Below are 17,113 nucleotides of genomic sequence, written 5' to 3' on the forward strand. Positions count from 1 at the left end.
TTTCGACGCTGTTGAAGTTGGCTTTCGCTCGCTTCAACCACCTTCACGCTACGTTTCGCTTGGCGCCCCGTGCCGTGTCAGTGGATGCGCATTATAGGGAGCCTGAACTTTTGCGCAAGGGCTTTTTAAAAGAAAACTTTGGATTTAGGCGCGTTCGTTTATTTTGCGAGCTAAACGAATAAAAAAGGGGCATTTCGCCCCTTTTTTACCGCTTTTTGACCTTATGGCCCGAAGAATCGGGTTTCCTGAATCGCTTCTACACCCGGGGTATCTTCGGCAACGACCCTGATATTTATCTTGGTGATAGGACGTTTAAGCTCTACCGGGTCAACCGACACACTGACGGGTAAGGTCAGCACTTCGCCGGCTTTCACCGTGACGCGGGCATCACCAATCCATTTGTGGTTGGCCAGACCTTCAACACTGAGGTTGTACACATGGTCGGCCTCGGTCTTGTTGAGGATCTTCAGGGTAAAGGTGTTTTCAATAAGACCACGGTTGTCTTCACGGTACAGGGCGTTGCGGTCGCGGATAACGTCGATGCGCAGTGGGGAAATGGTCGCAACCAATCCAACAAACACCAGCAGCATTGCCGTCAGTACTACACCATAGCCCACCAGTTTGGGACGAAGCACCTTTTCCTGTTTGCCTTCGAGCTTATTTTCAGTGGTGTAACTGATAAGCCCCTTGGCATAGCCCATACGGTCCATGGTCTGATCGCAGGCATCGATACAGGCGCCGCAGTTGATACATTCATACTGCATGCCGTTACGGATATCGATGCCGGTCGGGCACACCTGCACACAGAGATCGCAGTCGATACAGTCACCCAGGCCCATCTCTTTCGGGTCGGCCTTACGGGAACGTGGGCCACGGGTTTCACCGCGCGCCACGTCGTAACCCACTATATAGGTGTTCTTGTCGAACATGGCGGCCTGGAAGCGGGCGTAAGGGCACATGTGGATACACATGATTTCCCGCATCCAACCGGCGTTACCGTAAGTGGCAAAGGTGAAGAAGATGACCCAGAAGTACACTCCGCCGCTGGCATTGAGTGTAAGTATGTCGAGGTAAAGCTCGCGGGTCGGCACGAAATAGGACACAAAGGTGGTGGCGGTTAAGAAGGAAATCAGCAACCAGCTGGCATGCTTGGCCGTTTTACGCCAAACCTTATCGAAGTCCCACGGCATCTGATCCATCTTGATGCGCTTGTTGCGCGGCCCTTCGAGTTTTTCTTCAAACCAGATAAAGATGAAGGTCCACACGGTTTGCGGGCAGGTATAGCCGCACCAGACCCGGCCAAGGTAGGTGGTGACAAAGAAAAGACCAAAGGCCGCAATCATAAACAGCGCCGCCAGCAAGGTCAGATCCTGCGGCCAAATCGTCAGGCCGAAGATATGAAACTTCTGCTCCGCCAGATTGAACCACACGGCTTGCCTATCACCCCAGGGGATCCACGGCAAGAGCAGGAAAAACAACATAGCCACCCAGCCCATGCGCCGACGCAGGGTGCTCCATAATCCATCAACCGCACGGACATAAATACGGTTACGGGGATTGAATCGGTCGGCCTTGCTGGCATCGGGTTGGTGGATTTTAATCCGCTCGGCTTTCGAGTAGTCCTTGTTGTTTGGATCCGCGTTCATCTGACAGCCTTTTTACTGCTTTAATATTGCTCGAAAAGTGGCTTATTATAGCCATATATATAGTGCACATTCACTCGATTGGACCAAAAGATGAGAGGATGGATTATCATCGCGGCCCTCGCAGGCGGCCTTTATTACCTGTACACCGAAACCGACAAGCTGGATGAACCCATTGCCGAAACCCAGGCCGTACTGAAAAAAATCGAGCGAAAGCTCGACTCCCTCACCGGGACTCAGATAATCCGGGTGGACGGCAGACTGCAGAAACTCAAGTCAGAAATAGGTGAGCGGCTGTCGGCGGCTGAACTTGATGAGTTTGATGCGGTACTGACAGACAAAAACAGCGTGCTCGACTTCAAAGCCGAGTATTGCAGCGGCAGTAAGAACAGCCATCCGGTGTTCGACCGGGAAAACCTGCAATTCATTTGCGACAACCTCTGACAATTTTGTCGGTCATGCCAAGGGTTTTTACTTAAGACATTGACCGCAAATCCACTTGAGCCTAGCCTGTGGCAACTAATATGGACACAGGCAGGCTCTGACATGACTCAAAAAGTTTCTGATATTTTTGATCCAGATCTATGGACAGAAGTACCCGGTTTTGCATTCGACGATATTACCTACCATAGGGCCAAAGATCAGGGAACGGTGCGCATCGCCTTTAACCGCCCCGACTGCCTGAATGCCTTCCGCCCCAAAACCGTAGATGAGCTCTATACGGCGCTGGATCATGCGCGGCAATGGTCGGACGTAGGCTGCGTGCTGCTGACCGGCAACGGCCCATCTGCCAAGGGCCAGTATTCGTTTTCCTCCGGCGGCGACCAGCGTATTCGTGGTAAAGACGGCTACAAATACGAAGGCGCCGAGCCCGGCAGTGCCGATGTGGCCCGCATGGGCAGACTGCACATCCTCGAAGTTCAGCGCCTCATTCGCTTTATGCCCAAGGTAGTGATTGCCGTAGTACCGGGCTGGGCTGCTGGCGGTGGCCACAGTTTGCATGTGGTGTGCGACCTCACGCTGGCATCCAAAGAGCACGCGGTGTTTAAGCAAACGGATCCGGATGTAGCCAGCTTCGACTCAGGCTACGGCAGTGCGTATCTTGCCAAGATGGTTGGCCAAAAGCGGGCACGGGAAATCTTCTTCCTTGGCTTTAACTACAGCGCCGATGAAGCAGCCGCCATGGGCATGGTCAATCGCAGTATTCCCCATGCCGAGCTTGAAACAGAAGCGCTGCGCTGGGCAAAAGAGATTAACTCCAAGTCTCCCACCGCCATGCGGATGCTTAAATACGGCTTTAACCTGCCGGACGATGGGCTTGTGGGCCAGCAGCTGTTTGCCGGCGAGGCCACCCGCCTGGCCTACGGCACCGAAGAAGCGCGCGAGGGGCGTGATGCCTTTTTGGAGCGGCGGGATCAGGATTACAGCAAGTTCCCCTGGCACTACTGACCCAAGCTTGCAATCCACCAGCAAAAGACGCGGCCCCGGCTGCGTCTTTTTGGTTAATCGACTGTCTCGTTTGCCGCTATTGAACAAATTAACTTTACTTGCAATTGATAACTATTATCATCTAAGTTAATTCATCAATGGGGGACATCACCATGCTCAAGACCATGACCTTTGCCATACTGCACTTTACTGTGGCCTTCAGTATCACCTACCTGCTCACCGGCAGCGTGGTTATCGGTGGTGCCGTGGCACTGATTGAACCGACCATCAACACAGTGGTGTTTTACTTCCACGAAAAAGTCTGGAAGCGGATTGAAGCAAAAAAGTCCGCCGCCGTTGCTGAACTCGCGGCATAAAAAAGCCTCCCCGAAGGGAGGCAATGTTCGACATACAAAGGGTTACTCAACCGTCACCGACTTGGCCAGGTTACGTGGCTGGTCAACATCCGTGCCTTTAATCAAGGCCACATGGTACGACAGCAGCTGCAGCGGAATGGTGTAGATAAGCGGTGCCATAAACTCATCACAATGCGGCACCGGGATCACCTTCATGGTCTCATCCGAGGCAAACTCGGCATCCTTGTCGGCAAACACGTACATCAGGCCGCCACGGGCGCGCACTTCTTCCACGTTCGACTTTAATTTTTCCAAAAGCTCATTATTGGGCGCCACCACAATCACCGGCATATCGGCATCAATCAGCGCCAGCGGGCCGTGCTTGAGCTCGCCTGAGGCATAGGCTTCGGCGTGGATATAGGAGATTTCCTTAAGCTTGAGCGCACCTTCCATGGCGATGGGGTACTGATCGCCACGGCCAAGGAACAGCGCATGCTGTTTGTCGGCAAAGTCCTCGGCCAGCGAAGCGATGGCGTCATCCAGCCCCAGCGCCTGCTCAACCTTGGCCGGCAGTGATTGCAGGCTTTGGGTTAAAGACGATTGCAGCTCTGCAGGCATGCCATTGTTGCGGCCAATCACGGCGGTAAGCATCAACAGGCCAGCCAACTGCACGGTAAAGGCCTTGGTAGAAGCCACGCCGATTTCGGCGCCGGCCTTCATCATGTAAGCCATGTCGGATTCGCGCACCAGCGACGAGCCGGGCACGTTACAGATGGTCAGAGTGGCCTGATAGCCCATTTCTTTGGCCAGACGCAGCGCCGCCAGGGTATCGGCGGTCTCGCCGGACTGGGAAATAGTCACCAGCAGGCTGTTGGGGAACAGGTGTGACTTGCGATAGCGAAACTCAGAGGCGATTTCCACGTTGCACGACACGCCAGCCCACTGCTCCAGCCAATAACGGGCGGTCATGCCCGCATGGTAGCTGGTACCACAGGCAATGATTTGCACGTGCTTGATGTCTTTCAAAAGCTCGGCAGCCTTGTCGCCAAAGGCGCTGTCCTGTACCTGCATATTGCTGATACGGCCTTCGAGGGTGCGCGCCAGTGCCCGTGGCTGCTCGTAGATTTCCTTGAGCATATAGTGGCGATACTCGCCCTTGTCACCGGCATCGTGGGTGATTTCCGACTCTTTGGCTTCGCGCTCAACTTCATTGCCGTTCACATCGAAGATGCGCACGCTGCGGCGCATCACTTCGGCCACATCCCCTTCTTCGAGGAAGGCAAAAGTGCGGGTTACCGGCAGCAGCGCCAGTTGATCGGAGGCCACAAAGTTTTCGCCCAGACCAAAACCAATCACCAGCGGGCTACCGCTGCGGGCCACAACCATGCGCTCGGCGTCGCGGCGGTCAATCACCACAGTGCCGTAAGCGCCTTCGAGTTGCTTCACCGTGGCCTGCACTGCCGCCAGCAGGGTGTCGTGGCTTTTGAGTTCATGGTGCACCAGGTGGCAAATCACTTCGGTATCGGTATCTGAATTGAACTGATAACCCAGGCCCTTCAAGCGCTCACGCAGCTTGGCGTGGTTTTCGATAATGCCATTGTGCACCACGGCGATATCGCCCTCGGACTGGTGCGGGTGGGCATTGCGCTCGCTTGGCTCGCCGTGGGTGGCCCAGCGGGTGTGGGCGATGCCGGTACCACCGGCAAGCGGCGCTTCGGTGAGCGCATCGGCCAGCTCCTGCACCTTGCCCACACGGCGGGTACGGTTCATTTCATTGTGGTTGATGATGGCCATACCGGCCGAGTCATAACCACGGTATTCCAGACGACGAAGGCCCTCGAGCAAAATTTCGGCCACATCCCTTTGCGCCACGGCGCCAACGATTCCACACATGCTTGTATATTCCGTAAGGTCTGATAAACGGTTACTGGACGTCGGCCAGATACACCTTCACTCCGTGGGACTCGATGGTGGCCACTGCCTCTTTGGGCAATCTGTTGTCTGTGACCACACAGCTGACCTGACTCCAGGGCAGCTCGAGATTGGGAATGCGTCGGCCTATCTTGTCGGACTCCAGCATGACGATTACCTCCCGCGACACCTCGGCCATCACACGTGACAGGCCGACGAGTTCGTTGAAGGTGGTGGTGCCGCGGCTGAGGTCTATGCCATCGGCACCAATAAACAGTTGATCGAAGTCGTAAGAGCGCAGCACCTGCTCGGCCACCAGCCCCTGAAAGCTTTCAGAGTGTGGATCCCAGGTGCCACCAGTCATCAAAAGCGTCGGCTCCTGCTCCAATTCGTGAATGGCATTGGCCAGTTGCAGCGAATTGGTCATCACCACCAGCCCGCGCCGATGGGCAAGCTCGGGGATAAGCCCTAACGTGGTGCTGCCATAGTCGATGATGATGCGGTTATGGTCGCGGATAAGCCCGGCCGCAGCTTTGGCTATTGCCAGCTTCACCGGCGAAATGGCCACAGTCTGGGCATTCAGCTCCTGCGGCAGCGGCACGGCGCCGCCATAACGGCGAAACAACAGCCCGGCCTTTTCAAGCTCAGCCAAATCCTTGCGAATGGTCACCTCGGAGGTGGCAAACTCGCTCGCCAGCTGATCCACATTCACCTCGCCCTGGGCATTCAGGAGTTCGATAATGCTGCGGCGGCGCTGCTGAGTGTTGCGTTTGGTCATCCGTTTCTTTCATCTTAACTTTCGATTCGAAAGATAGATTATATATAAACGAAACAATTTTACCAAGAATGAAATTTAGCCAATAAAAAAGCAGCCCCAAGGCTGCTTTTTTACGGTTACGATTACGGTTGCGCTGCAAAGCGGAACTGAGCACCGGTCAACTGACGCTCAACTATCCGTTAATGTTCAGAAACGGGCGTTCAGCGCCAGGCTGAAGTTACGCTCCTGACCTATGGTGACCATCTGGTAGTTGCCACCGTCGAGGTAATCGGTGTCGAACAGGTTGCGCACGTTGGCGCGCACATCAAACTCATTGCCACCGATATCGAAGGTGTAGGCTGCGCCCATATCGAAGCGCACATAACCGTCTTTGGTGATGCTGTTCTGGTCGTCGGCAAAGCGCTCGCCCACATACACGGCACCAAAGTTAAGCGCGAAGGCATCGGTCATCTGGTAGCGGCTCCAGATATTGGCCGACCACTCGGGCGCATCTATCGGCGTTTTGCCATTGAGATGGTCGGCGGTTTTGTACTGGGCATCCAGATACATCATCGAGGAGGTCACAAACCAGTCTTCACCAAGCTGCCCCTGTGCGCCCAGCTCAAAGCCCTTGTGGTGCTGAATGCCGTCCTGACGGGTAACCTGGGTAATGCTCTTTTTACCCGGAACATCGATTGGAGTCTCCAATTGCTGCGTCACAATACGGTTATCGATTTCGATATCAAACACGGCACCGGTGAGCAGCAGGCCGCCGTTCATCAGCTCCCACTTGGCACCGAGTTCATATTGAGTACCGTACTCGGGATCAAGCTCTTGGCCATGACTCAGGTCAGCTTCGTCGTTGACCTTGCCCTGGGGCACAAAACTCTTTGAGTAATTGGCGTAGAGGCTTAAATCCTGCTGTGGCTGCCAAATCACCCCAAACTTGGGCGACAGCGCATTGTCGTTGCCGGATTCTTCTTTTTGCTCATCAAAACGCACGCCGGCGAGCAGCTTCCACTGATCATTGAGGCTGATAAGATCCTGCAGGTACACACCATAGAATTCATAGTCACTGGTGGACCAACTGTTATCTGTGGTGTAGGAAATATCAGGGCGGGGCGCAGCCACACCCGGCATCACGGTCTGGCGGCTGCCGGAGGTACGCAGCTGGGCATAACCGTAATCGAGCTTATTGGCACCCAGCAGCAGTTGGTGCGTCATGCCCGCAAGTTCAATCTCGCCATTCAAATCTACATAGGCAGTCTTGTGGCTCCAGTCATCGAAACGGTCAAAGGGGTTGATTTGATAACCTTTGTCCATCGCATCGGCCTTGTAGCGCGGCGCCGAATCGAAACGCTGACGGTTGAACTGCTGCTCGTTATAACCAAGTTTCAGGTTCCAGTTGTCGCTGATTTGCCAACCGATATCGGCACCGAGGTTGGTAATGCTGTTGTCGGTAAAAGCCCAGGGCATGTCCCAGATTTGCTCGCGGCCGCCAATCAGGTTGCCGTCTTTATCGAGCCAGCCACCCACGTCGATGCCGGTCTTGTCTTCGGTGCGGTCATAACGCAAGGACAGCAGCACATCGTCGGTCAGGTCGTAATCCAGTGCCACGAAGCCGAGCCAACGATTGCGCTCCTGCTGCTCGGCCTGCTCGCCCGGCAGTGGCGAATAGCTGCGCCAATATTCGGTATCCTGTTTTACGCCAACGGCGCGGTATCTTAGAGTTTCGGCTTCGTTGATGGCGCCGCCGGCATCCAGCTGAAAGCGGGTCGAGCCTGAATCGTCGGTATCAAAGCCAAGTTCAAACAGCCGCTCATAGGTCGGCTTTTTGGTGACCATGTTCACCAGCCCGCCGGGGCCGGACTGACCATAGAGCATGGACGATGGCCCCTTAAGCACTTCTACCTGGCTTAAGATTTCAATCGGCAGCACGTAGTGGGCAAACAGCTGATGGCCGTTGGCGAGGTAACCTGAGCCGGAGTCCAGCTCAAAACCACGCAGCGAGAACACCTGACGGTTCCAGCGCTGAGTTCCGGCGGTGATGGAGGAGTCGTTGACCAATACCTCGGCGAGGTTGGTGGCGAGCTGCTCGTCGGTCACAAAATCCGGGATCACATTCACCGACTGTGGGGTATCGAGCAAAGACAGGTCACCACGCATGGCGCCATTGGCGCTGCCCACTTTATAGGCGTTAAAGCTGCGACCTTTCACTTCAATCCGCTCAATGTCGCTGCCGGAAACCTTGGTGGATTGGGGATCGTCGGCAAGCGCCAGCGGGGATTGCAACGCGGCCACTACGGCCAGGCTCAGGGTGGAATATTTCTGTGACATGCCGTCCTCTCTTAGAGAATGTGTCGAAAGACTTACAAAACTGGCAGCACTATAAATGAGAATGGTTTGCGTTTAAGTTTCTTTACGGGAATTTACATTCACGGGTGACAGGGATCACAGAACACCATGCGCTCTAAATTGCCCTGAATTTGCCAATAAAAAACGGCGCCGCAGCGCCGTTTAATCAGTCTAAGCAGACTCCATTATTTTGGCTTTTTCACCGGACGTTGCCAGCCCTGAATGTGGCGCTGCTTAACCCGGGTGATCACCAGCTCATCTTCACCGACTTCGCGGGTAATGGTGGAGCCAGCGCCCAGAGTCGCGCCCCTGCGGATAATCACAGGTGCCACCAGCTGGGTATCGCTGCCGACAAACACATCATCTTCAATCACGGTCAGGTGCTTGTTGGCGCCATCGTAGTTACAGGTGATGGTGCCCGCGCCTATGTTCACGCCCTTACCAATGTCGGCATCGCCAAGGTACGCCAGATGCCCGGCCTTGGAGCCTTCACCCAGCACGGCTTTTTTCATTTCAACGAAGTTGCCGATATGGGCGTCTTTGTGCAGCTCAGCGCCGGGGCGCAGACGCGCGAACGGACCGGCACTGGCGCTATCGCCGAGTTTGGCACCTTCGATGATGCTGTACGGCTTGATTTCGGCGTTGTCGGCAATCTCACAGTCGATAAGGATGGCACCGGCACCAATGGTGACGTTATTGCCAAGCTTGACCTTGCCTTCAAAAATCACGTTCACGTCAATCATTACGTCCATGCCCACGGTCACGTCGCCGCGAATGTCGATACGGGCCGGGTCGCGCAGGTTGGCGCCATTAAGCATCAGCTCTTCGGCGCGGCGGGCCTGATAAGCACGCTCCAGTGCCGCCAGCTGCACCCGGTTGTTGGCGCCTTCGGTCTCGATGGGATTGGCGGGGTGAGCGGTATCAATCTCCACACCATCTGCGTGAGCCATGGCAATCACGTCGGTGAGGTAAAACTCGCCCTGGGCATTGTTGTTCTCGAGGCGGCCAAGCCAGCTCTTGAGCCGCTTGCCCGGCAGCGCCATGATGCCGCTGTTGATTTCGTTAATCTTAAGCTGCTCAGGGCTGGCATCTTTCTGCTCGACGATACCAACGACTTTGCCGCCTTCGCGCACCATGCGGCCATAACCGGTGGGGTTGTTCAGATGCACTGTCAGTACCGCCACGCCGTCCGGCTTGCGCGCAGCCAGCAGAGCTTCGAGGGTTTCTTTGCGGGTGAGCGGCACATCGCCGTAGAGCACCAGCACTGTATCATCGTCATTGATGTGGTCAATCGCCTGCGCCACCGCATGGCCGGTACCCAGCTGCTCGGCCTGCAGCACAAAGTTCAGCGGTTGCTCACCGAGTTTGGCCTTCAGCAGTTCGCCGCCATAGCCATACACCAGATTGATGTTATCGGCGTTGAGCTCGCGCGCCGTGTCTATCACGTGCTGAACCATGGGTTTGTGGGCGACGCTGTGCAGTACCTTGGGCAGGTCTGAGCGCATGCGGGTGCCTTTTCCGGCGGCGAGAATGACAACATTGAGTGACATAGGAGGTCCCTTATCTTTAATCTGGCGCAAGTGTACCCGATGGCCGCCTAAAATTCACCGCTGTGTAAAGGAGGCCAAGCGATTTTTGCCCAATAAAAAAGGCGCCCTGGGGCGCCTTTTTTGGGACACATTCACCTTATCTGGCAATGTTCTTCTTGATGGTTTCAACCACACGCAGCTGAGCTACGGCCTTGGCCAGCTCGATGGCTGCCGCGGCATAGTTGAAATCGGCACCGGCTTCGGCCATATGGGCCTCGGCGCGACGTTTGGCTTCCAGAGCCGCCTGCTCATCAATGTCTTCGGCACGCAAAGCCACATCAGCCAGCACAGACACAGAGTTGGGTTGTACTTCCAGCAAACCGCCGGACAGGTAAAACACCTCTTCTTTGCCGTGCTGCTTAACGATGCGCACCATGCCAGGTTTGATAAAGGTCAGCAGAGGGGCGTGACCGGGCATAATACCCAGCTCACCCTCGCCACCGGTCACTTGCAGATGTTCTACCAGACCGGAGAAAATGCGAGTTTCTGCACTTACGATATCAAGATGTACTGTCATGGCCATAGCGTTCTCCATTTAAGACTCAGGCAGGGCCCGATTACTTCTTGTTGGCTTTCTCAACGGCTTCGTCGACGGAGCCAACCATGTAGAACGCTTGTTCTGGAATGTGATCGAACTCACCGTCCAGAATGCCCTTGAAGCCACGGATAGTGTCTTTCAGAGGCACGTACTTACCTGGAGAACCGGTAAATACTTCCGCTACGTGGAAAGGCTGAGACAGGAAACGCTCAATCTTACGGGCGCGGGAAACGGTCATCTTGTCGTCGTCTGACAGTTCGTCCATACCCAGAATGGCGATGATGTCTTTCAGCTCTTTGTAGCGCTGCAGTACGTTTTGAACGCCGTTAGCCACGTCATAGTGCTCTTGACCTACTACTTGTGGATCCAGCTGACGAGAGGTGGAATCCAGTGGGTCAACCGCTGGGTAGATACCCAGAGAAGCGATTTGACGAGACAGTACCACGGTCGCATCCAAGTGGGCGAAGGTGGTAGCTGGGCTTGGGTCGGTCAAGTCGTCCGCTGGTACGTATACCGCCTGTACGGAGGTGATAGAACCAGTCTTGGTAGAAGTAATACGCTCCTGCAGAACGCCCATCTCCTCAGCCAGAGTAGGCTGATAACCTACGGCTGATGGCATACGGCCCAGCAGTGCTGATACTTCGGTACCGGCCAGGGTGTAACGGTAGATGTTGTCTACGAACAACAGTACGTCTTTACCCTCGTCACGGAACTTCTCGGCCATGGTCAGACCGGTCAGAGCTACACGCAGACGGTTTCCTGGTGGCTCGTTCATCTGACCGTACACCATGGCTACCTTGTCCAGTACGCCTGATTCCATCATTTCGTAGTAGAAGTCGTTACCTTCACGGGTACGCTCACCTACACCGGCGAATACTGACAGACCAGAGTGTGCCTTGGCGATGTTGTTGATCAGTTCCATCATGTTAACTGTCTTACCAACGCCCGCACCACCGAACAGACCTACTTTACCACCCTTGGCGAATGGACAAACCAGGTCGATTACCTTGATACCGGTTTCCAGCAGTTCAGTCGTGTTTGACTGCTCTTCATAGGAAGGAGCGGCACGGTGAATAACATAACGCTCTTCTTCACCGATAGGACCCGCTTCATCCACAGGCTCGCCCAGCACGTTCATGATACGACCGAGTGTGGCCTTACCAACAGGAACGGCAATAGCGGAACCAGTGTTTTCAACCTCGATACCACGACGCAGACCGTCAGAAGAACCCATGGCGATGGTACGAACCACACCGCCACCGAGCTGCTGCTGAACTTCCAGCACCAGACCGTTACAGGCGCCTTCACCTGTGATCTTCAGAGCGTCATATACCTGAGGTACGGCATGCTGTGGGAACTCTACGTCCACAACCGCGCCAATTACTTGGACAACAGTACCTGTGCTCATGATTAATCCTCTAAAACTTGTATTCGTTACCTAAGCCTTAAACCGCTGCGGCACCGGAAACAATCTCCGACAGTTCCTGCGTAATCGCAGCCTGACGGGCCTTGTTGTAAACCAGTTGCAGATCATCGATCAGCGTACCGGCGTTGTCAGTCGCAGCCTTCATTGCCACCATACGGGCGGCCTGTTCAGACGCGATGTTTTCCACAACACCCTGGTACACCTGAGACTCGACATAACGTACCAGCAGAGTATCCAGAAGGTCTTTCGGATCCTGCTCGTAGATGTAGTCCCAGTGATGTGCGATGTCATCATCTTCGGATTTTGGCAAAGGCAGCAGCTGCTCGATCACGGGCGTCTGGGTCATGGTGTTCACAAACTTGTTGAATACCACATACAGACGATCCAGTTTGCCTTCGTTGTAAGCCTGCAGCATCACGCGTACAGTCCCGATCAGGTCGGTGAGCTTTGGCGCATCACCGAGGCCTGAGGCGTGGGCTGACACCTTTCCGCCAAAAGCTTTGAAGAACTGCACTGAGCGGGCACCGATGGGGCAGAACTCTACCTCAACGCCTTGCGCTTTCCAGTTCTTCACGTCTGACACAACCTTTTTGAACAGGTTGACGTTCAGACCACCACAAAGACCGCGGTCGGATGCTACAACGATGTAGCCGACACGCTTGGCTTCTCTCACCTCTAAATAGGGGTGTTTGTATTCAAGAGAACCCTGGGCAACGTGACCGATCACCTTACGCATGCTTTCCGCGTATGGACGGCTGGCGGCCATGCGATCCTGCGCTCTGCGCATTTTGCTGGCAGCCACCATTTCCATGGCGGACGTGATCTTCTGAGTGTTTTTCACACTCGCGATCTTGGTTTTAATCTCTTTTGCGCCGGCCATCTCTACTCTCCAATCTGGACCTGAGGTGCCTTATGACACCTCGACGATATTTACCAGGTTTGGGTTGCCACGAACTTCTCGAGGCCAGCCTTCAGCTCAGTTTCGATTTCGGCATTGTAGTCGCCGGTATCGTTGATGAGCTTCATCAGGTTGGCATGCTCAGAGTTCATGAACGCGAGCAGAGCGGCTTCGAAGTCACCGATCTTCTTCAGAGCAACACCCTTCAGGAAGCCTTTTTCCGCAGCGAAGATCACTACGGCCTGTTCGGCTACGCTCATTGGGGCATATTGCTTCTGCTTCATCAGCTCGGTAACACGCTCACCGTGCTGCAGCTGAGCACGAGTTGCATCGTCAAGATCAGATGCAAACTGGGAGAACGCAGCAAGCTCACGATACTGTGCCAGTGCGGTACGGATACCACCGGACAGTTTCTTGATGATCTTGGTCTGGGCGGCACCACCTACACGGGATACCGAAATACCTGGGTTAACAGCTGGACGCAGGCCAGAGTTGAACAGGTTGGTTTCCAGGAAGATCTGACCGTCGGTAATAGAAATTACGTTGGTCGGTACGAACGCAGATACGTCACCGGCTTGGGTTTCGATGATTGGCAGAGCAGTCAAAGAACCGGTTTTGCCAGTTACAGCGCCCTTGGTGAACTTTTCAACGTACTCTTCGTTCACGCGGGAAGCACGTTCCAGCAGACGAGAGTGCAAATAGAATACGTCACCTGGGTAAGCTTCACGTCCTGGTGGACGACGCAGCAGCAGAGAGATCTGACGGTAAGCAACGGCCTGCTTAGACAGGTCATCGTACACGATCAGGGCATCTTCACCGCGGTCACGGAAGTATTCACCCATGGTACAACCAGAGTATGGCGCCAGGAACTGCAGGGCAGCGGCTTCAGAAGCAGAAGCTACCACTACAATAGTGTTGGCCAGAGCACCGTGCTCTTCCAGCTTGCGCACTACGTTGGCGATAGTAGAAGCCTTCTGGCCTACTGCAACGTACACACACTTGATGCCAGAATCGCGCTGGTTGATGATGGCGTCGATAGCCATCGCAGTTTTACCGGTCTGACGGTCACCGATGATCAGCTCACGCTGGCCACGACCGATTGGGATCATGGAGTCAACGGCTTTATAACCAGTCTGAACTGGCTGAGAAACTGACTTACGGTCAATAACGCCAGGAGCAATCACTTCAACAGGTGCGAAACCGTCGTTGTCGATTGGACCTTTACCGTCGATTGGCTGACCCAGAGTGTTTACCACACGGCCCAGCAGACCACGACCTACTGGAACTTCCAGAATACGGCCAGTGGTTTTAACTTTGGTGCCTTCCGCCAGATCGGCGTAAGGACCCATTACTACGGCACCTACAGAATCGCGCTCGAGGTTCAACGCGATTGCATAACGGTTACCTGGCAGTTCGATCATCTCACCCTGCATTACATCGGCCAGGCCGTGTACGCGGATGATGCCGTCACTGACCGCAACGATAGTACCTTCGTTACGGGCTTCGCTGACTACTTCGAACTGCTCGATCCGCTGCTTAATCAGATCGCTGATTTCAGTGGAATTCAGTTGCATGCTCAAACTCCCAATTACGATTGCAGCTTATCGGACAGGCGGGCCAGTTTGCCACGGACGGATCCGTCAATGACCAGATCCCCTGCCTTGATAATTACACCGGCGATCAGGCCGGCATCCACGCTGCAATTCAGCTTAACTTTGCGTGCGAGACGTTTCTCAAGCGAAACGCTAATCTGCTGTTTCTGTGCTTCTGTAAGCTCGGTTGCAGACACCACATCGGCTTCTACTTCCTTGGCCCACTCCAGGCGGTACTCAGCAAACAGCTGAGACACAGCAGGCAGCACTTCCAAGCGACCGTTTTCAGCCATCACCTTGACAAGGTTTTGACCGTGCTCGTTGAGCTGCTCACCACAAACATCAATAAAGAGTTTGGCGAGCGCACAACTGGCCATAGAGCCAGCGAGCAGTGGGCGCATGGTGTCGTTTTCACTTACCAGCGCAGCGAAACCAAGCATTTCTGCCCAGCTTTCCACCGCTTGTTTTTCAACGGCAAAATCAAAAGCTGCCTTTGCGTAAGGGCGAGCAATGGTGGTTAATTCAGCCATAACCCTTCTCCCTTATCAAATTTCAGCGACTAGCTTTTCAACTATGTCACTGTGTGCGGCTTGATCAATCGAACGCTCGAGGATCTTCTCAGCACCCACGAGGGCCAGAGTTGCAACCTGCTTACGCAGTTCCTCTTTCACGCGATTGCGTTCAGCTTCAATTTCAGCTTTACCCTGAGCGATGATACGTGCACGCTCAGCATCAGCCTCGGCTTTTGCTTCTTCAACAATCTGAGCCTTGCGCTTGTTGGCAGACTCGATGATTTCATTGGCTGTAGCTTTGGCTTCTTTGAGCTGCTCTGTGGCCTTGGCCTGAGCAAGCTCCAGGTCTTTTGCAGCGCGGTCAGCATTGGCAAGACCGTCAGCAATCCTCTTCTGGCGCTCTTCGATGGCATTCATCAAAGGGGGCCATACATACTTCATGCAGAACCACACGAAGATAAAAAAGGCGACCGTCTGACCGATTAGGGTAGCGTTGATATTCACAACAGCCTCCTATTTTGAGTTAAGACAGAAGCGGTTTTATTACAGCATTGCGCCCAGTGGGTTGGTGAACAGCATGTACAGAGCGATACCCACACCGATCATGGTTACGGCGTCGAGCAGACCAGCCACGATGAACATTTTAACCTGCAGCATAGGAGCCATTTCTGGTTGACGAGCAGCGCCTTCCAGGAATTTGCCACCCAGAAGACCGAAACCGATAGCGGTACCCAGTGCACCCATACCAATCAGCAGAGCAACAGCGATTGCAGTAAAGCCCAGAATAGTTTCCATCTGTATCTCCAAAATCTAAATCTAAATTAGTTGATGATTTAGCTAAAAAATTTCTTCAGCAATCCTTAATGATCTTCATGAGCCATGCTGAGATAAACAATCGTCAGCATCATGAAGATAAACGCTTGCAGCGTGATAACCAGAATGTGGAAGATCAACCAACCCAGTTGCAGGGTTACACCCAGAGAGGCGATCAGCCAGTTGGCACCATACATCAGCGCAATAAGGATGAAGATCAACTCACCCGCATACAGGTTACCGAATAGACGCAGTGCCAATGAGATTGGCTTGGCGATCAGGGTAACTGTCTCCAGCAGGAGGTTGACGGGTATCATTGCCCAGTGGTTAAAGGGCTGCAGTGTCAGTTCTTTCACAAAACCAGACACTCCCTTGACCTTGATGCTGTAATAGATAATCAGCGCGAACACACCCAGCGCGAGGCTGAGGGTAATGTTCAGGTCAGTCGTCGGAACCACTTTCAGGTAAGGCACACCGAGCAGAGCTGCAGTGTGTGGCAGCCAGTCAACTGGCACCATGTCCATGAAGTTCATCATGAAAACCCATACGAAGATGGTCAGAGCGAGTGGAGCGATCAGAGTGTTGCGGCCATGGAAAGTTTCTTTCACGCTGTTATCGACGAACTCCACGATCATCTCGACAAAGCACTGAAGCTTGCCGGGAACACCGGTAGTTGCCTTTTTGCCAACGCTGCGGAAAATCCACAGGAACAAAACACCAAGACCAACCGAAAAGAGCAACGAATCAATGTGCCATGTCCAGAAGCCTTCACCAACGGCAAGGTTGGTCAGGTGATGCTGGATATAGCCCTGCGGTGTTAACGCTTCACCAGTTGCAGCCATGATTCATCCCACTTTACTTTTGCTTGAAGTATAAAGGCGCTGTCCAATGCACAGTCAAAGCCAGGGTATAACAAACAAAAAGTGGCATGAAAACGACTTTTAGGTTGATAAACACCAGCGAAAACAATGCGATGGTTAACAGCAACTTTACCGCTTCCCCCCAGTAGAAGGTTTTCAGTACCTTCCCTGATGAACTTGCTCCCGAATGGGAAAAAGCGAGGGTTGCGAATACAAAATTAGGGAGCACAGCTACCGAGCCACCGGCCAAAGCCGATACCCCGTATTGCGCCCCCCAGACGACGAAGAAGAGAACCGATACACCCCCGGCCACCGCCGCCTGCATCAACACTAATTTATAGGCAGACCACCGGCCACGACGCGCCAAAACCTTGCTCAATTCTCATTCTCCGCATACGGACTTTTTGTTTCGGTGACCGGACAACAGAATGCCGT

Annotated in this window: 18 protein-coding genes; 4 read left to right on the top strand and 14 right to left on the bottom strand. The window is 54.1% G+C overall.

Annotation, left to right across the window (positions count from 1 at the left end):
- Positions 1-182, top strand: a 182-nt coding sequence (locus KJI95_RS17020) for a hypothetical protein (protein WP_214508403.1), incomplete at its 5' end; no start/stop codon positions are given.
- A gap of 39 nt (positions 183-221) precedes the next feature.
- Here the strand turns inward: KJI95_RS17020 and ccoG are convergent.
- On the bottom strand, positions 222-1,646 hold the full coding sequence (ccoG, locus tag KJI95_RS17025) for a cytochrome c oxidase accessory protein CcoG (RefSeq protein ID WP_214508404.1): 1,425 nt from the start codon (positions 1,644-1,646) through the stop codon (positions 222-224).
- A 90-nt stretch (positions 1,647-1,736) separates the two neighbouring features.
- Here ccoG and KJI95_RS17030 point away from each other — a divergent pair, with 90 nt between their 5' ends.
- The 3 genes from KJI95_RS17030 to KJI95_RS17040 all read left to right on the top strand — a co-directional run bounded on the left by KJI95_RS17030 (position 1,737) and on the right by KJI95_RS17040 (position 3,448).
- On the top strand, positions 1,737-2,087 hold the full coding sequence (locus KJI95_RS17030) for a hypothetical protein (RefSeq protein WP_214508405.1): 351 nt from the start codon (positions 1,737-1,739) through the stop codon (positions 2,085-2,087).
- 102 nt (positions 2,088-2,189) lie between these two features.
- The gene (locus KJI95_RS17035; protein ID WP_214508406.1) at positions 2,190-3,092 is read left to right on the top strand and encodes a 1,4-dihydroxy-2-naphthoyl-CoA synthase; all 903 of its coding nucleotides are present in this window, start codon (positions 2,190-2,192) and stop codon (positions 3,090-3,092) included.
- 152 nt (positions 3,093-3,244) lie between these two features.
- Positions 3,245-3,448, top strand: a complete 204-nt coding sequence (locus tag KJI95_RS17040) for a DUF2061 domain-containing protein (protein ID WP_214508407.1) — start codon at positions 3,245-3,247, stop codon at positions 3,446-3,448.
- 42 nt (positions 3,449-3,490) lie between these two features.
- Here KJI95_RS17040 and glmS read toward each other — a convergent pair whose 3' ends face one another.
- The 13 genes from glmS to KJI95_RS17105 form a co-directional block, all read right to left on the bottom strand.
- A complete protein-coding gene (gene glmS / locus KJI95_RS17045) occupies positions 3,491-5,320 on the bottom strand; it encodes a glutamine--fructose-6-phosphate transaminase (isomerizing) (protein ID WP_214508408.1) in 1,830 nt (609 codons plus the stop codon).
- Between the two features lie 31 nt (positions 5,321-5,351).
- Complete coding sequence (locus KJI95_RS17050; protein ID WP_214508409.1) at positions 5,352-6,116, bottom strand: DeoR/GlpR family DNA-binding transcription regulator; 765 nt, start codon at positions 6,114-6,116, stop codon at positions 5,352-5,354.
- A 186-nt stretch (positions 6,117-6,302) separates the two neighbouring features.
- Positions 6,303-8,432 carry a TonB-dependent siderophore receptor gene (locus tag KJI95_RS17055; protein ID WP_214508410.1) on the bottom strand — a complete coding sequence of 710 codons (2,130 nt, stop codon included), beginning with the start codon at positions 8,430-8,432 and terminating at the stop codon, positions 6,303-6,305.
- A gap of 203 nt (positions 8,433-8,635) precedes the next feature.
- Positions 8,636-10,000 (bottom strand): bifunctional UDP-N-acetylglucosamine diphosphorylase/glucosamine-1-phosphate N-acetyltransferase GlmU, encoded by a 1,365-nt coding sequence (glmU, locus tag KJI95_RS17060; protein ID WP_214508411.1) that lies wholly within the window; start codon positions 9,998-10,000, stop codon positions 8,636-8,638.
- A gap of 136 nt (positions 10,001-10,136) precedes the next feature.
- Positions 10,137-10,562 (bottom strand): F0F1 ATP synthase subunit epsilon, encoded by a 426-nt coding sequence (locus KJI95_RS17065; RefSeq protein WP_214508412.1) that lies wholly within the window; start codon positions 10,560-10,562, stop codon positions 10,137-10,139.
- Positions 10,563-10,596: 34 nt separating this feature from the next.
- Positions 10,597-11,985 carry a F0F1 ATP synthase subunit beta gene (atpD, locus tag KJI95_RS17070; protein WP_214508413.1) on the bottom strand — a complete coding sequence of 463 codons (1,389 nt, stop codon included), beginning with the start codon at positions 11,983-11,985 and terminating at the stop codon, positions 10,597-10,599.
- A 37-nt stretch (positions 11,986-12,022) separates the two neighbouring features.
- On the bottom strand, positions 12,023-12,883 hold the full coding sequence (gene atpG, locus KJI95_RS17075) for a F0F1 ATP synthase subunit gamma (protein WP_214508414.1): 861 nt from the start codon (positions 12,881-12,883) through the stop codon (positions 12,023-12,025).
- 50 nt (positions 12,884-12,933) lie between these two features.
- Complete coding sequence (atpA, locus tag KJI95_RS17080; protein WP_214508415.1) at positions 12,934-14,475, bottom strand: F0F1 ATP synthase subunit alpha; 1,542 nt, start codon at positions 14,473-14,475, stop codon at positions 12,934-12,936.
- Between the two features lie 14 nt (positions 14,476-14,489).
- Positions 14,490-15,023, bottom strand: coding sequence for a F0F1 ATP synthase subunit delta (gene atpH, locus KJI95_RS17085; protein WP_214508416.1), 534 nt, complete (start codon positions 15,021-15,023; stop codon positions 14,490-14,492).
- A 15-nt stretch (positions 15,024-15,038) separates the two neighbouring features.
- Positions 15,039-15,509, bottom strand: coding sequence for a F0F1 ATP synthase subunit B (atpF, locus tag KJI95_RS17090; protein ID WP_214508417.1), 471 nt, complete (start codon positions 15,507-15,509; stop codon positions 15,039-15,041).
- Positions 15,510-15,548: 39 nt separating this feature from the next.
- Positions 15,549-15,800, bottom strand: coding sequence for a F0F1 ATP synthase subunit C (gene atpE, locus KJI95_RS17095; protein ID WP_011761755.1), 252 nt, complete (start codon positions 15,798-15,800; stop codon positions 15,549-15,551).
- Between the two features lie 65 nt (positions 15,801-15,865).
- The gene (atpB, locus tag KJI95_RS17100) at positions 15,866-16,660 is read right to left on the bottom strand and encodes a F0F1 ATP synthase subunit A (protein ID WP_214508418.1); all 795 of its coding nucleotides are present in this window, start codon (positions 16,658-16,660) and stop codon (positions 15,866-15,868) included.
- A 13-nt stretch (positions 16,661-16,673) separates the two neighbouring features.
- Positions 16,674-17,057: an ATP synthase subunit I gene (locus tag KJI95_RS17105; RefSeq protein ID WP_214508419.1), complete on the bottom strand. Its 384-nt coding sequence runs from the start codon at positions 17,055-17,057 to the stop codon at positions 16,674-16,676.
- Positions 17,058-17,113: the final 56 nt, after the last annotated feature.

Source organism: Shewanella jiangmenensis (assembly GCF_018596335.1).
GTDB lineage: Bacteria > Pseudomonadota > Gammaproteobacteria > Enterobacterales > Shewanellaceae > Shewanella > Shewanella jiangmenensis.

Excerpts from the sequence above, each read along its gene's own strand:
- ccoG (WP_214508404.1), bottom strand. The coding sequence starts at position 1,646 with ATGAACGCGGATCCAAACAACAAGGACTACTCGAAAGCCGAGCGGATT.
- KJI95_RS17030 (WP_214508405.1), top strand. The coding sequence starts at position 1,737 with ATGAGAGGATGGATTATCATCGCGGCCCTCGCAGGCGGCCTTTATTAC.
- KJI95_RS17035 (WP_214508406.1), top strand. The coding sequence starts at position 2,190 with ATGACTCAAAAAGTTTCTGATATTTTTGATCCAGATCTATGGACAGAA.
- KJI95_RS17040 (WP_214508407.1), top strand. The coding sequence starts at position 3,245 with ATGCTCAAGACCATGACCTTTGCCATACTGCACTTTACTGTGGCCTTC.
- glmS (WP_214508408.1), bottom strand. The coding sequence starts at position 5,320 with ATGTGTGGAATCGTTGGCGCCGTGGCGCAAAGGGATGTGGCCGAAATT.
- KJI95_RS17050 (WP_214508409.1), bottom strand. The coding sequence starts at position 6,116 with ATGACCAAACGCAACACTCAGCAGCGCCGCCGCAGCATTATCGAACTC.
- KJI95_RS17055 (WP_214508410.1), bottom strand. The coding sequence starts at position 8,432 with ATGTCACAGAAATATTCCACCCTGAGCCTGGCCGTAGTGGCCGCGTTG.
- glmU (WP_214508411.1), bottom strand. The coding sequence starts at position 10,000 with ATGTCACTCAATGTTGTCATTCTCGCCGCCGGAAAAGGCACCCGCATG.
- KJI95_RS17065 (WP_214508412.1), bottom strand. The coding sequence starts at position 10,562 with ATGGCCATGACAGTACATCTTGATATCGTAAGTGCAGAAACTCGCATT.
- atpD (WP_214508413.1), bottom strand. The coding sequence starts at position 11,985 with ATGAGCACAGGTACTGTTGTCCAAGTAATTGGCGCGGTTGTGGACGTA.
- atpG (WP_214508414.1), bottom strand. The coding sequence starts at position 12,883 with ATGGCCGGCGCAAAAGAGATTAAAACCAAGATCGCGAGTGTGAAAAAC.
- atpA (WP_214508415.1), bottom strand. The coding sequence starts at position 14,475 with ATGCAACTGAATTCCACTGAAATCAGCGATCTGATTAAGCAGCGGATC.
- atpH (WP_214508416.1), bottom strand. The coding sequence starts at position 15,023 with ATGGCTGAATTAACCACCATTGCTCGCCCTTACGCAAAGGCAGCTTTT.
- atpE (WP_011761755.1), bottom strand. The coding sequence starts at position 15,800 with ATGGAAACTATTCTGGGCTTTACTGCAATCGCTGTTGCTCTGCTGATT.
- atpB (WP_214508418.1), bottom strand. The coding sequence starts at position 16,660 with ATGGCTGCAACTGGTGAAGCGTTAACACCGCAGGGCTATATCCAGCAT.